Annotated in this window: 11 protein-coding genes; 4 read left to right on the plus strand and 7 right to left on the minus strand. The window is 48.1% G+C overall.

Going from position 1 to position 13,936, the window contains the following annotated elements:
• Positions 1-42 precede the first annotated feature (42 nt).
• Genes C5O19_RS20920 through C5O19_RS20930 form a run of 3 tightly spaced genes read right to left on the minus strand, consistent with a single transcriptional unit; the run spans position 43 to position 3,096 of the window.
• Positions 43-1,647: an alpha-amylase family glycosyl hydrolase gene (locus C5O19_RS20920; protein WP_104715324.1), complete on the minus strand. Its 1,605-nt coding sequence runs from the start codon at positions 1,645-1,647 to the stop codon at positions 43-45.
• Positions 1,648-1,685: 38 nt separating this feature from the next.
• A complete protein-coding gene (locus tag C5O19_RS20925) occupies positions 1,686-2,384 on the minus strand; it encodes a DUF421 domain-containing protein (RefSeq protein WP_104715325.1) in 699 nt (232 codons plus the stop codon).
• A 19-nt stretch (positions 2,385-2,403) separates the two neighbouring features.
• Positions 2,404-3,096, minus strand: a complete 693-nt coding sequence (locus C5O19_RS20930; protein WP_104715326.1) for a YetF domain-containing protein — start codon at positions 3,094-3,096, stop codon at positions 2,404-2,406.
• Positions 3,097-3,553: 457 nt separating this feature from the next.
• Between C5O19_RS20930 and C5O19_RS20935 the strand changes: the two genes are divergently transcribed.
• Complete coding sequence (locus C5O19_RS20935; RefSeq protein ID WP_104715327.1) at positions 3,554-4,711, plus strand: iron-containing alcohol dehydrogenase; 1,158 nt, start codon at positions 3,554-3,556, stop codon at positions 4,709-4,711.
• A 146-nt stretch (positions 4,712-4,857) separates the two neighbouring features.
• Here C5O19_RS20935 and C5O19_RS20940 read toward each other — a convergent pair whose 3' ends face one another.
• The gene (locus tag C5O19_RS20940; RefSeq protein ID WP_104715328.1) at positions 4,858-6,978 is read right to left on the minus strand and encodes an alpha-amylase family protein; all 2,121 of its coding nucleotides are present in this window, start codon (positions 6,976-6,978) and stop codon (positions 4,858-4,860) included.
• A 143-nt stretch (positions 6,979-7,121) separates the two neighbouring features.
• On the opposite strand from C5O19_RS20940, the gene C5O19_RS20945 reads away from it, so the two are divergent.
• Complete coding sequence (locus tag C5O19_RS20945) at positions 7,122-8,921, plus strand: glycoside hydrolase family 15 protein (RefSeq protein WP_104715329.1); 1,800 nt, start codon at positions 7,122-7,124, stop codon at positions 8,919-8,921.
• 120 nt (positions 8,922-9,041) lie between these two features.
• On the opposite strand, the gene C5O19_RS20950 is transcribed toward C5O19_RS20945, so the two are convergent.
• The 3 genes from C5O19_RS20950 to C5O19_RS20960 all read right to left on the minus strand — a co-directional run bounded on the left by C5O19_RS20950 (position 9,042) and on the right by C5O19_RS20960 (position 11,254).
• Positions 9,042-9,344 carry a hypothetical protein gene (locus C5O19_RS20950; RefSeq protein ID WP_104715330.1) on the minus strand — a complete coding sequence of 101 codons (303 nt, stop codon included), beginning with the start codon at positions 9,342-9,344 and terminating at the stop codon, positions 9,042-9,044.
• Between the two features lie 103 nt (positions 9,345-9,447).
• Positions 9,448-10,407, minus strand: coding sequence for a bestrophin family protein (locus tag C5O19_RS20955; protein ID WP_104715331.1), 960 nt, complete (start codon positions 10,405-10,407; stop codon positions 9,448-9,450).
• Positions 10,408-10,747: 340 nt separating this feature from the next.
• The gene (locus C5O19_RS20960) at positions 10,748-11,254 is read right to left on the minus strand and encodes a hypothetical protein (RefSeq protein ID WP_104715332.1); all 507 of its coding nucleotides are present in this window, start codon (positions 11,252-11,254) and stop codon (positions 10,748-10,750) included.
• Between the two features lie 209 nt (positions 11,255-11,463).
• Here C5O19_RS20960 and C5O19_RS20965 point away from each other — a divergent pair, with 209 nt between their 5' ends.
• Positions 11,464-12,381 (plus strand): polysaccharide deacetylase family protein, encoded by a 918-nt coding sequence (locus C5O19_RS20965; protein WP_104715333.1) that lies wholly within the window; start codon positions 11,464-11,466, stop codon positions 12,379-12,381.
• A 291-nt stretch (positions 12,382-12,672) separates the two neighbouring features.
• Complete coding sequence (locus C5O19_RS20970) at positions 12,673-13,782, plus strand: serine hydrolase domain-containing protein (protein WP_104715334.1); 1,110 nt, start codon at positions 12,673-12,675, stop codon at positions 13,780-13,782.
• Positions 13,783-13,936 lie beyond the last annotated feature (154 nt).

Below are 13,936 nucleotides of genomic sequence, written 5' to 3' on the forward strand. Positions count from 1 at the left end.
TTCGTCGTCTAAAAGCGTTGAAGGTGGAGAATGAATGTTTAACTATGAATCGAGTCGGATCAGTAGACCAGCGTCCCCGCTAAGGGTGATATAATCTTTAATACGTTGGCCTTCGTCTTCGGGGAAAGTGGCTATTTCAACGATGCCCTCCAGCGTAATGTGTTCAGCTTTGAAGTACGCAGGCCGGTGCGTAAGGTTGAGAATGATCAGAAAGCGAGAGCCCGTAGAAGCTTCACGAATGAAGGCTACTAACTGCTGATCGGAATAAACCGGAATGTACGAACCCCACATCAGCGAGGGCTCAGATTGCCGAAGTTCGATGAGTCGCTTGTACAACGTAAGCATAGAGTAGGGATCGCGTTTTTGCGTTTCCACGTTTACACGCCGGAACGTATTGGCCAGTCGCAACCAAGGCTTAACCGTACTGAACCCCGCGTAGCTGCCTTCCGTCCATTGCATGGGTGTACGGGCCGGATCGCGACTCAGGTTTTTATCGGGCATATTGAGTCCCTGCGGATCCTGCACTTCTTCAAACGGAATGGGCACATCCTGCATGCCCAGTTCATCTCCGTAATAAATCGTCGGCGTACCGCGTAGCGTTAGCAGTAACATCGCCGCTACCCGGGATTGTTGAATCCCCACACGACTGGTAATCCGGGGTTGATCGTGGTTACTGAGTACCCAGTTGGGCCAACCGTGTTGTGGTAAGGCTCCCTCGTACTGACTAATGGCGGCGGCCAGCTGAGGAGCTTCCCAGGGCAGATTGAGCAATTGGAAATTAAAGGGTAGGTGGGCTCCGTTGCCATCCGTACCGTAATAGGTCATCAGGCGTTGAATGGGAAGGTAAATCTCCCCGATCATCATGCGTTCCTTATAGTGGTCCAGTACACTCCGCATTTTGCGGACGATTTCGTGTACTTGGGGCTGATCCGTTGAATACACAGCCAGTACTTTCTTAACGGTCGATTCATGAGGCTGGTAATCGGGGTTGATAGGGTTATCGCGGAACTGTTCGTCCTTGATCATATGCCACATCACATCCACGCGGAATCCGTCTACCCCTTTTTTCAACCAGAAGTGCATGACGTCAAACATGGCCTGCTGTACTTCGGGATTTCGCCAGTTTAAATCAGGCTGCGAAGCCAGAAAGGCGTGATAATAGTATTGCTGGGTCGTCTCGTCCCACTGCCAGGCACTGCCCCCAAATTCACTCAACCAGTTATTAGGCTCGGAGCCATCGGGCCGGGCATCTTTCCAGAGGTACCAGTTGCGTTTGGGATTATCGCGGGACGAACGGGATTCTTTAAACCAGGGGTGTTGATCGGAGGTATGGTTGGGAACCAGATCGAGGAGGAGTTTCATGTCCCGGGCGTGTACTTCTTCCAGTAACGCATCAAAATCCTCCATGTTACCGAATAAGGGATGAATGCCTTGGTAATCAGCAATGTCATACCCAAAGTCGTCCATGGGAGAAGGATAAATGGGGGAAAGCCATACGGCTTTGATACCCATCCATTTTAAATAATCAAGGCGTTTGATGACGCCTCGTAAATCACCGACGCCGTCGGCATTACTGTCTTGAAAGGAACGGGGGTAAATCTGGTATACAATACCCGATTGCCACCAAAGGGGATTGGCTTCGTTCATAAATTAGGGATTGGTTGAAGAAAAAAGCGGTAAAAAAACTATGCTTCCGATTTAATGGGAGGTATCCAGTTTACGTCTTTGCAATGATTACACTCATTCTCGGGTTTCAGGGGTTGAAACATGGTATTTCCACAATTCTTGCAGACAAGCCGGTCGTTTGCCTTGGGTTGTTCTTCAATAAGTTCCTGATCCTCATTGGGAATTACGGAGAGCCCCGGCTTCGGCTTTTCGTTTTCAATAAGCGTGAATTTACCGTTGGCTTCGATGTACAGGCGTCGAACCTGACCCAGATGCAAAATACTGGCAGCCCGGAGTTCGGCAAAAAGGCGTTCGCGGGTAATACGGGAATGCTGCATGGCTTTGAGTTCCAGCACCCCATCTTTCACTAGAATTTCCATATCATCCTGCGTAATGGCCTCAAATTTTTCATTTCGGGAAGCGATACGGGAAATCCAGCGTTGACCCGCTACAATAATAATGGCAATGGCGATGGCGGGCAGTAGCCCCCGGTCAGGCGAGAGTACGGGCATACCAATGGCGGCGGCCAGGGATGTCAAAGCCGCCATTTCATTGCGGTTGAGCTGGGAGGCCATCCGCCGCCCCATGATTCGGATACAAACCATGAGCAGCAGGTACACAAAAGTCATCCGAATGATGACTTCTATGAAGTAACTAGCCGGCAATTCACCGTAAAAGATCCGGAGCCAGTCGTCAATTTTAATATCATCAGGATTCATGAGATCTAGGAAGAAAGCATTAGAGAATGGCTGTACCCCAGTCTTCAGCCTGGCAGTGGGGGCATGGGCCGGGGTGGGTCTTTTTTTCGACGGTTTTTCCGCAATTGCAGCAAACGGCTAATTCGGTTACTTCCCGCTGAATGGTATGAATGGACGTATCACTCACATTGGGCGGCAGGGTAGATAAGCCCGGTTTCGGTTCTTTTTCGGGGTAAATACTGAATAGCCCGCTGGCTTCCAGATATACCCGCTTGACTTCCCCAAGGTTATAGTACTTTTCGGTCCGCAAAACGCTAAAGAGCTGCTGATGCGAAATGCGGTTTCCCATCAGCTCGCTTACGTCCAAAACCCCATCTCTAACCAGAACGGTGGTAGTGCCCTGCATGATCATCTCCACGGTTTTATTTTTGAATCCCCATAAGGTGGTATATCGCTGATACAAGAGGGCACAAATCATGGCAAATATACCTAGCCCAATGCCCCGGTCCGGAGCCTGCATAGACGGGGAAAGGATGGCCCCGGTAGTAAGCATGACGCCCATTTCGGTAATGGAGAGTTGTCCATTCATGCGTTTGCCCAACAACCGCATCATCACCAACAAGAACAAATAGATAATCAGAGTCCGAAAGAGTACTTCCAGAAAAAATATGGGCGGAGCCATGCCCCACAGAATTCGGTTCCAGTCGTCGAGCTGGATATCACTCTTTTTCATGAGAATGTGGAGTCAAACGTAGTGAACAAGCCCAAAAAAAAGAATGCCTACCAGGGCAGTAGAGCTTTTCCCCGGAATGAGAAGAAAGAAGTAGAAAGAACAGTACTGACTACTGCCGAAAATAGCTTAAAACACCACCCCTAAATTTAGAGGGAATGAGGTAAAACTGCCCCGAAAACTAGGGATGCTCCCAGGCGGTTCATTCGTAAAAAAAGCAGCTATGAAAAAAGTAAAATTATTTTTTCACAAGCGTGATAACCTTTCCTGTTTCCCGGTGATAAACCAGTAGAGCTGCTTGTTTTAACCCACACTTATACGAATCAACCTTCAATCTTTGAACACCCGGCGGGGCGGTCCTTAGGATCGCTCCGCTTTGGTTAGGTAGCAGGCTTTTGGAACTAATCGTTTGTGGGCCGCCGTTACCCGGCCAGTAAATACCCCAATCAACCGTAAAGCCATGTTAAATTTTGAGTTTAAAAACCCAACCAAACTTATTTTTGGAACGGGGAAAATTGCCCAGTTAGCCCAGGAAATACCCGCCGATGCCCGTGTACTGCTGCTATACGGTGGCGGAAGTATTAAAACCAATGGCATTTATGATCAGGTTAAAGCGGCTCTGGCTAGCTACGACATCGTTGAATTTGGCGGGATTCCGGCCAACCCCGAATACGAAGTATTACTACAGGCCCTGTCGGTCATTAAAGAACAATCGATTACGTATTTACTGGCTGTGGGCGGTGGCTCGGTCATCGATGGGACCAAGTTTCTGGCTTCGGCGGCGTACTACACCGGTCCCGAACCCTGGGATATTTTGAGTCAGTCAATCCGTACGGAACACGGCATGCCCTTTGGTACGGTACTCACCCTACCAGCTACGGGTTCAGAAATGAACTCCGGAGCGGTTATCACCCGGGCCGAAACGCAGGAAAAGCGATCCATGGGGGGACCAGGTTTGTTTCCGGCGTTTTCGATTCTAGATCCTCAAGTGGTTCGCTCCGTACCGCAGCGACAACTGGCCAATGGGATTACCGACGCTTTTACGCACGTGCTGGAGCAATACATGACCTATCCGGTCGGGGCTCGACTGCAGGATCGTTTTGCGGAGAGCATTATGCAAACGCTGATTGAAATCGCTCCCGTGATTATGCAAAACCCGGCTGATACCGATGCCGCTGGTGATTTTATGTACTGCTGTACAATGGCCCTTAACGGATTGATTCAGAAAGGGGTACCGACTGACTGGGCCGTACACGCCATGGGTCATGAACTCACAGCTCTCTATAACATTGATCACGCCCGAACGCTGGCCATCATCGCTCCCAGTCATTATCGGTATAACTTCCGCACCAAACGCGAAAAACTGACTCAGTACGGCCAACGCGTATGGGGTTTGACGGGGCCTCCCGAAGAAGTGGCCATTCGGGCCATTGGCCGTACGGAAGAATTTTTCCATTCGCTCGACATCAAAACCAAACTCTCCCAGTACACCGAAAATTACGAAGGTACGGCTGAACGCATTGAGGAACGTTTTACGGAGCGGGGTTGGCTGGGATTAGGCGAACATAAATCACTAACGCCTCAAGATGTACGAACCATTGTGGAAATGAGTTATTAACTGAGATATTATTAGATTGAACACTGATGTACGAGTCGATGTAGGTTCCAAGTTTGATTCTATCCTAATTCAAACCTGATACGTCAACGAAAAGCCCCCGAAAATCGAAGTTTTCGGGGGCTTTTCGTTGACAATACGCTTGGCTATTACCGAGCCAATACAATACCAGCAAAGGAAGCCAGCGAGGGCAGGGTAAATGCAACGGTACCTTTCTGGTAGGAAAACGGAAGCGTACCTTTCTGACCCAATACGTGAATCCGGCTGGGTTTGAAAGGACAGGCCATCTGGAAACGCAGTTGTTGGAGGGGTATGGGTGCAAAATACGTATTCCCGCTAAAACCCGTCAGATTGACCAGGTGTACAATCCAGCCATCGCTGGCCGACTGCTGAATTTTCTGAGGCGTGTTTTCGGTAAATTCCTGGACAATGACTTCTACCCGGTCGGGAGCATTGGTTTGGACGAGACGGCCCGCCGACGGGTACAGGCGGTCCAGCACATCGAGCAGGAGGTTTTTGTGTTGTTGATACCCGTGCTGGTAATACAGGCGACCCAGATGAATGGGTAAAAGGGCATTAGTACTTTTGCCGTAGGTTTTTAGGCCCATGGCGTAGTAACCCGTGGGGTCATGGCCGCCAATGATTTCAGGCGGACCGGGTCGTCCCTTCGCCAAAATGGGTAAGTAGGTAGTGTCGGCTGCCGAAAAATCGTACAGACCCAGATTGAACTTCCAGAAGAGCATTTTCTGTCCCGGAAAGCGTTTAAACGGAGCTTGCCGCTCGGGAGTTAAATAGAAACCGCTCCCGTCGTGCTCGCCCTGCACCACTTTCGCCCCGAATAATTCGGCTAAGGCTACTGGATGATCAGAAAGGGTACGGTTGGTCGCCAGCAGGCTGGTCCCCTGCTGACTGATTTGTTTTAACGCCTCCACCGAAGCCGCACTCAGGTAGGTAAGGTCGGGGAGCAACAGCACCCGGTATTTTTTCAGGTCCTGGACCCGGCGGGCAAGCTGCGAATCTTCAATGATATCAAAGGGTAGGTGAGCTTCCTTAAGCATGAGTTGCAGACCCCGGTATTCCTGCATGGGTAAACCGCTGGGCCAGGAACCCGGAGCAATCAGAGCAATGCGGGCCACGGAACGGTAGCGACCAAAATACTTTTCGTAGGCTTTATGATGGGCATAGACCTGACGGATGACCTTAAAATTACGTTCGTCTTCGTAGCCTCGCATGTCACCCATCATGCTGATATCCAGTCCTGAACCGTTGGCAATATTTTCGTAGAGGCGGATTCTGACCTCTTCCGGTTCGACGGCATTGTATCGCGACTGAAAAGAAATCTGCTGAATGCTGGCGTTACTGATGATGTGATCCGGATAGGAATGGACGGCATTGTTGACATTATCCGATGCCGTATAGGGCCAGTAGGGAAGCGTAGTCGAGCTTTGGGATTCGTGGCGGATGATGTCCACGTACTCGTCCATGTAGGTACAAAGGGCCACCTGCGGATTTTTGGATTTAATCAGTTCGTGCAGGCGTTTGGTCCAGTCATCGACGGTGAATTTTTTAAAGGCTTCGTAGACCTTGTACACGGAATCGCCTTTGTTTTCTTTCTCTGGTAAGCGAAGGCCCTTGCTGTATGCGGCAAATCGCTTTTGATCGTGTTCATTCTGATCAATGCCGTGGTATACCCCCTCGTAAGGATTGTTGACCTGATACCCCGGCATATTCAGGAAAATACCATCGATGGGAAAACGGTCCATGACTTCGGCGATGATTTCAAAAGCCTTGGTTTGTACATAAGGAGCGTTGATCGAAACCATCACCATGTCCGTGTTGTATACCCGCTCACCCTTGGGAGACAGGTAACACCAGTCGGGATGAGCCTTGAAAATGCTTTCGTGCACCCGACTGAAATCAAAGCGTACCATTACCCGGATGCCCTGCTGATGGCATTTCCGAATCAAATCATCCATCAGCGTCGGCGAGCGGAGGTAGGGATTCTGGTAGTGAAAATCCAGCTTGGTGGGATAAAAAGCCATGATACCGCCAATATTGATCAACAGCGTATTGGCTGAGCTTCGCTGCAGATCCTCGACGATGGAATCTGGCTGCATCGTAGCGGCTTCGTACGCAGGCATGTTGAACTGGATCACGCGGAGATTATTGGCTTTCCACCAGGGCATCGACCGGGGCCAGTCCGTATGGGATTGACCGTAGGCCATACTTCCCAAGAGAAGCAGGATCAGAGGAATGAATCGTTTTAACATGTATAGAGGTTAGCGTTTCCGACGAAAATAGCGGAAAATCAGCAAAGCCAGCTTCCGGCCGACCCAAAAACAAAACCCGCCCACCACCAGTTGACACTTATCATCTGCCAATCCCCTCGGAACGAACCTACGCGTTCGTCGCTATGCGTATGAATCAGACACCCATCGATCAACACGGCTTAATCGGAAACATGAATACGGCGGCTCTGGTCTCCTGCAACGGAACCATTGATTTTCTATGCCTGCCCCGGTTTGATTCACCCACGGTATTTGCCCAACTACTCGACTCGGAAAAGGGCGGTTACTTTTCCATCCGGCCCACGTTTTCGGATTTAACCTACAAGCAGCTTTACCTAACGGATACGGCTATACTGGTGACCCGCTTCTTCTCCGATGACGGCATTGCCGAACTGACGGACTTCATGCCCGTGCACGAAGAGGGTTCCCGGATGACGGTTATTCGTAAGCTAATGGCCGTACGGGGAAACATCGAGTTTGAAATCCAGTGTAAGCCCCGTTTTTCGTACGGTCGAATCAGCCACGAAGCTCAGACGAACGAAATGGGAATCCGGTTTACGGATGCGGACGGTCAGGAGTTACAGTTGTACAGCGAAATTCCGCTGGAGCTATCCGAATCAGACGTCGTATCGCGATTTCAACTGGAGGAAGGCAAAACATTATGCTTTATCCTCTGCGAGGAGAGTAAGCTTTGTAAGGAAAGCAAAACGCCCGAATCCAGTATCGCTGACTTATGTAAAACGTACTACGACGCCACCCATGCGTTCTGGAAAACCTGGACCCGGCAATCTACCTACAAAGGACGTTGGCGGGAAATCGTGATTCGCTCCGCCATTACGCTGAAACTCATGTCCTCACATGAACACGGCTCGGTGGTGGCGGCCCCTACCTTCGGCTTGCCCGAGAGCTTGGGCGGGGAACGCAACTGGGATTATCGCTACGCCTGGATACGGGATTCGGCTTTTACGATGTTTGCGTTTCTGAAACTAGGTTTCCTGGATGAGGCCCGCCGCTTTATGGACTGGGTGGAACAGCATTGCCTCAACGAATCCCTGAAACTCATGTATACCATCGACGGCCAAACGCCGCCGCAGGAAGAGGAACTCAGTCATTTTTCGGGTCATAATGATTCCAAACCGGTTTTGATTGGGAATGGAGCGGTTACGCAGCGACAAATGGACATTTACGGAGAGCTGATTGATACCATTTATCTTTTCAATAAATACGGCGGCCACATTACGTATGAGTTCTGGAAAAAACTCAGCAAGGAAGTCGAATTTGTCTGCGGACACTGGCGACTACCTGATCACGGGATGTGGGAAATTCGAGGCGAAGAAAAGCAGTTTCTGCATTCGTTTATGATGTGCTGGGTAGCCCTGGATCGGGCCATCCGCATTGGGGACGAACGCTCGTTTCCCTACCCCAGGGAACAGTGGTATCGGGTACGCGATGAAATCTACGACTTCATTTTTAACGAATTCTGGTGTGAGGAAAAAGAAGCTTTCGTACAGGTTCGCGGCGGACATGCCCTGGATGCCTCCGTACTGCTCATGCCTCTGGTTCAGTTCATTACGCCTAATGAACCCCACTGGCAGAAAACCATGTTGGCCATCGAACGCGAACTCAAACTGGATGTTCTCATTTACCGGTACCGCAACGAAGAAACGCAGATTGACGGACTAGACGGAGAAGAAGGGACGTTTACAATGTGTTCATTCTGGTTCGTGGAGTGTTTAACCAAGGGAGGACAGATTGAGCGAGCCAGTAATTTTTTCGAGAAAATTCTTGGCTACGCCAATACCCTAGGCTTGTTTTCGGAACAGTTGAGTAAACGGGGTGAACAGCTGGGAAATTATCCGCAGGCTTTGACGCACCTCGCTCTGATTACAGCAGCCATTGAACTAGATCGAAATCTGGGAAGCTAACGCACTAGAAATGGATCAGGCGGCTAGGTAAAGCCTAGTCGCCTGATTAACGAGCCGAAGGATTACCCCTCGTATAGCAAACGTACGCCATAGCTAACTTCCGGAAACCGAGAAAATAAGCTAAGCCTCCGGCTGATTTTGTTTCTCTAATGCCTGCCGTAACTGCAGGTTATCCCGCGAAAGCGACTCAATTTGCGATTTCAGAAAGGCAATCTGGTGTAAAAGGGCATCTACCGTACGTTCCGTTTCCTGCCAGGGAGCGGCCGTGTCTAAGGTATCGGCCTGATGCGAATACGCCCGGCACGTTGATGAACAAAACTTGGCCGTGGAGCGGGAGGCAAAAAAGGGCGTACCGCACCACTGGCAGGTTTTTTCGAAGATTTTCGCATTATGCTTGAAGCCTTCTTTGCTTAAACGGGGCATACGTGTAAAGGTCTGTGAGCCCTAAAGGTACTAAAATTGTCATAACGCCATGGCAACGTTAATTATTTTTCTTTCCCAAGCTGGATTTGGCTCCTAGTTTGCCTTATAGTACGATTCCTTTTACGGCTGGTTGCGGTTTAGGTAAGTCCTTATCTCCCCAATGTTCTTTTAGATTGGTTTCGATGGTCAGACTCATGGCCGTCATCGGAATACCTTCCATCCGGTTTTCAAACGGATCCTCGATGCGTTCGCCCAACAGATCCAGCGTCAAAAAGACAAAGGAAATAATAACAGAGACGGGCATACTGGCCCAGCCGATCTCCTCGACGAAGACAAAGGGTAGGAGAGAGGCGTGGATAAATACGAAGACGCGGGATGAAAAACTGTACTGCCGGGGAAAGGGTGTATTCTTAATTCGTTCGCAACGACCCTGGATGTTATTGAATTCAACCAGAATTTCTTCCACTTTGGTAAATCGGTAGTCCGAGAGCCAGCCTCTTTGGTAAGCTCGTTTCAAATCTTCACCCTGTAAGTTGAGTAGATAATTGGGCGGGTTATTTTTCTTGCAAAACACCTTGTACTCCGACGGGGACAGAAAGGATTCGGTATCGGAATATTCATTGCGGTCTTCATACATTTCCTCCAGGTCGGTTTTATTGTAGGGTTGAGGTCGGCGTAAGAATACCCGCAACGCATGAACGAAAGCAATGTGTCGATAGATCATCCGATGTTGCAGTTCACGCACTTCAGCGGCTTGCTCGGCATCTTCGGGAATAATCATGATCAGTACTTCCCGAGCCCAAGCCCGACTGTAGTTGACTAACAAGCCCCAAATCTGCCGGGCTTCCCACCAACGATCATACGCATTATTATTCTTGAAGCCCAAAAAGATAGACAGAGCCGTACTAATAGCGGTGATCGTGGTGAAGGGCAGGTGTAAGTGAAAAAGGTTATAGTAATCGTGCAGTAGATAGACTGTGACTGAAAGCACCGTGTAATAGATCAGTCCTTTCCAGGTGTAATGGAAAATGACTTTCCATCCAATATTTCGATTAATGAACATACGTTTTAAGGCAAGCGAAGGCAACTAAGCTTTATGTAGAATTTTCAGCATTAAAAGATTTAATGCAGGATATTAACGTAAAAAAGAATCAAAAGTTTTTAATACAGGAAGAGTGAAAAAAGTAAGAGTAATAAAAGGGAAATAGATAGTGTGATTAAGCATAATAGTATAACGGACAAACTAAATCAATAAGATATTATAACGTAATAGAAACGTTATAATGTTATTTAATAACTTAATCATATCAATACCATTTCTTCCCTCACTATCGAACAATATTTATATACACTAATCATTTAACCCCTTATACTGTACTTTTTTTAAAGGTTGAATGATTAGTTTACCAATTAGCCTGAGTAAATACTACACCCCGATGATCTTCCAATCCAAAGAAAATACGTAGAGCCGTACGGCCTTCTAGATCTTTTTCCCAAACGTAACGGTATTGCTTTCGAGCGGCGGCGATCTCCGTAGCATTTGCTGGCCTTTTGAAGTTTTTGCCGGCATAGCAACTATACTCACCCCGGTAGGTTCCTTGTTGAGGCGTAAGGGTGAAAGTCTGATCGCCCAGCTGCATTTTACCTTTCCAATACGTGTAGGAACTGGTGCTGCAATTGTAGTAGGTTGCCGAATTTAAAACGTACATTTCGAACGTACCATTAGCCTGTAGATGCAAAGCCATCGCTTGCTCGTTGGCAGCTCCTTTGTAACTGCCGTCGGTTCCCCAAAAGCTGCTTGGAGAAAAGCGGCCGTAACTCCATTTTCCCGTCGGTGGCAAACTGGCCCCTAGTGTTGTCGTACTGAAAACAAATACCAGTATCAAAAGCTGTTTGAACGAAAAAATCATAAGGATTGATTGAAGGAAAACGTTTGTTTTGAATGCAACCTAGAACAACCGCTAACCATTACCCAGTCCTATCCGCTTCAGCTGTCTGGAATTACGGCTGAATTCAATCGATTTTAGGTTGAATTGTACGCTTGATGGTACCAGAAACTTTCCTTACTATTAATAACGCCCCCGTCTAATCTATTGGTTTGGAGCAAAAATTGACTCGTATGAAATCTTACTGGTTAGCTATGTTTTTAACGCTGTTTCTGCAACCGGTACTGGCCCAGAAGAAGATCTGCATCACAATCGATGATTTGCCGGGCGTGGCTTATCATCCACTTACGGCGGCAGATCAGGATTTACTCACGCAACAATTGCTTGCACCGCTGCAAGAATACCGCGTTCCTGCCGTAGGGTTTGTTATTGGCAATCAGTTAGTAAGCAATCAGCAGATTGATCCGGGAAAACGAGCTCTTTTACAACGGTGGTTGGAGGCCGGTATGGAACTGGGTAATCACACCTTCGCTCACCGGGGCTTCAATGCGATTTCTGCACAGGCTTATCAACGGGATGTCTGGGAAGCCGATGCCTTGTTACGTCCCTGGTTAATTCAGCAAAATCAACCCTTGCGGTACTTCCGTCATCCGTATTTACAACGCGGTGATACGCTGGCTAAACGCGATTCGCTAGTTTCCTATCTAGCTCAATTACATTATCAGGAAGCCCCCGTAACCATTGATAACGGGGATTACCTATTTTCAAAAGCTTACGAAAAAGCGGGTTCAGCTGATTCAATTGGGCAGCAGTACGTGCACTATATGCTAGCCGTAGTGGACTACTATGAATCACAAACCCAGGCTTTATTTCACCGACCAATAGCCCAGATTCTGGGCATCCATGCCAATCCGATCAATGCTCGTTATTTAAGCGTTTTGTTGGCAAGTCTGCGGGAGCGGGGTTACCAGTTTATTTCCCTTGCGGACGCGTTACAGGATTCTGCTTACCAAATGGCGGATAACTACGTTGGCGAAGCCGGTATTTCCTGGATTCATCGCTGGGCCCTGAGCCAGGGTAAAAAAGGAGCTTTTTTCAAGGGCGAACCAGAGGTGCCCGTGGCCATTGCAGCACTTGCCGAGGCAAAATGAATCAATATAACTTTTCACACTTTATCCAATCCGAGTTTCAGTTTTATCCAAATCCGCTATACTGACCTTAGATTTCTTTAGTTGTAAGCTAGAAAGGGTGGGATAGGGTCAAATTGGTAGGAAAGAGTTAAAGATTAACTTCACAACTATTTAACATAAGGTCAATTATATAACAAATTATAGTATTCTAAATAATTCCTATTCGCTGTCTCTTTTAAACTTGTATATCTGCTACTCGTATCTTTACCCAGTTTATATCGTATTGCCTTTATGCGTTAACAGACCTTCTGCATGCGACCCTTTATTCTTATCCTGGCTATCCTAACAAGCATCAACGCGTGGGCTCAGGAATCGGATTTTGATCGAGAAATGCTCGTACAGATGAAGCGTTTGCAACTACCGGGTCTGGCCGTTGCGAAGGTGGAAGCGGGTAAAGTCGCCTGGTCCGGTTACTACGGCTATCAGAATCTGGAACAGCAGATTCCGGTTTCTGCTCAAACCGTTTTTCACATTGCTTCCCTAAGCAAAACCATCACGGCAGCAGCCCTTATGCAGCTCAGCGGACGGGGTTATTTTTCACTGGATGACGCCATTAACCGCTTTTTACCGTTTTCAGTGAAAAACCCACATCGGCCTAATCAACCTATCACTTTTCGCCATTTACTACGGCATCGATCTTCCATTCATGATAATCTGGATTATCTGCTGCCTTTTTGGGAAGCAGCGTATCAAGGTCCGCCCCTTGACTTAGAACCTTTCTTACGAAACTATCTGACTACCCAAGGCACCCACTATCACCCCGAAAAGAACTTCATTCCGGCAACTCCGGGCAGTACGTTTGATTATTCAAACATGGGGTATGCTCTCTTGGGCTACTTGGTAGAACAAATCTCGAAAATGCCCTTTGATGCCTACTGTCAAAAAAACTTGTTCGCACCGCTGGGCATGAACCAAACCGCCTGGTTTCCTAAACAGTTGGATGCTCATACACTGGCAACGCCCTACGTATTCTCTGACTCCTTACAAGCCTATCTACCGCAATCGCAACGTACGTTTCCCGATTATCCAGCTGGCCAATTACGTTGTAGTCTGGACGATCTCGCTACATTTCTGATCGGCTGGACTAGTGATGGTACTTTTCAGGGGAAAACCATTATTGACAGCGGAGCCGTGCAAACACTTACCCCGAAAGATATGAGTCTGGGTTTTCACACCTGGTTTATGTATATATTCAATACCGAAACGCCGATGTACAGTCACAATGGCCATGAACCCGGTGTATCCACGTATATGCTGTATGACCCCTTCTCAAAAAAGGGTTTAATTATTTTATCCAATGGTGATCTCACGTCTTACACCGATTGGCGGAAGCTAATCGACCTTTGCTATCGAAGGCCTTAGTGGGTACTAGAGGTTTGAACCACCACTCGTGGTAAGCAAACCCAATCCATTCCCAAAGCACTCGCCAAATACTTCCTTTTTTAGTCCCTAACTAGTTTTCTTTTATCCGTATATATTCTATCCTCAATACCTATACGCCCTTACTGGAGGGAGA

Origin of the sequence: Siphonobacter curvatus (assembly GCF_002943425.1) — a bacterium.
In the GTDB taxonomy this organism is placed as follows: domain Bacteria; phylum Bacteroidota; class Bacteroidia; order Cytophagales; family Spirosomataceae; genus Siphonobacter; species Siphonobacter curvatus.

Excerpts from the sequence above, each read along its gene's own strand:
- C5O19_RS20920 (WP_104715324.1), bottom strand. The coding sequence starts at position 1,647 with ATGAACGAAGCCAATCCCCTTTGGTGGCAATCGGGTATTGTATACCAG.
- C5O19_RS20925 (WP_104715325.1), bottom strand. The coding sequence starts at position 2,384 with ATGAATCCTGATGATATTAAAATTGACGACTGGCTCCGGATCTTTTAC.
- C5O19_RS20930 (WP_104715326.1), bottom strand. The coding sequence starts at position 3,096 with ATGAAAAAGAGTGATATCCAGCTCGACGACTGGAACCGAATTCTGTGG.
- C5O19_RS20935 (WP_104715327.1), top strand. The coding sequence starts at position 3,554 with ATGTTAAATTTTGAGTTTAAAAACCCAACCAAACTTATTTTTGGAACG.
- C5O19_RS20940 (WP_104715328.1), bottom strand. The coding sequence starts at position 6,978 with ATGTTAAAACGATTCATTCCTCTGATCCTGCTTCTCTTGGGAAGTATG.
- C5O19_RS20945 (WP_104715329.1), top strand. The coding sequence starts at position 7,122 with ATGCGTATGAATCAGACACCCATCGATCAACACGGCTTAATCGGAAAC.
- C5O19_RS20950 (WP_104715330.1), bottom strand. The coding sequence starts at position 9,344 with ATGCCCCGTTTAAGCAAAGAAGGCTTCAAGCATAATGCGAAAATCTTC.
- C5O19_RS20955 (WP_104715331.1), bottom strand. The coding sequence starts at position 10,407 with ATGTTCATTAATCGAAATATTGGATGGAAAGTCATTTTCCATTACACC.
- C5O19_RS20960 (WP_104715332.1), bottom strand. The coding sequence starts at position 11,254 with ATGATTTTTTCGTTCAAACAGCTTTTGATACTGGTATTTGTTTTCAGT.
- C5O19_RS20965 (WP_104715333.1), top strand. The coding sequence starts at position 11,464 with ATGAAATCTTACTGGTTAGCTATGTTTTTAACGCTGTTTCTGCAACCG.
- C5O19_RS20970 (WP_104715334.1), top strand. The coding sequence starts at position 12,673 with ATGCGACCCTTTATTCTTATCCTGGCTATCCTAACAAGCATCAACGCG.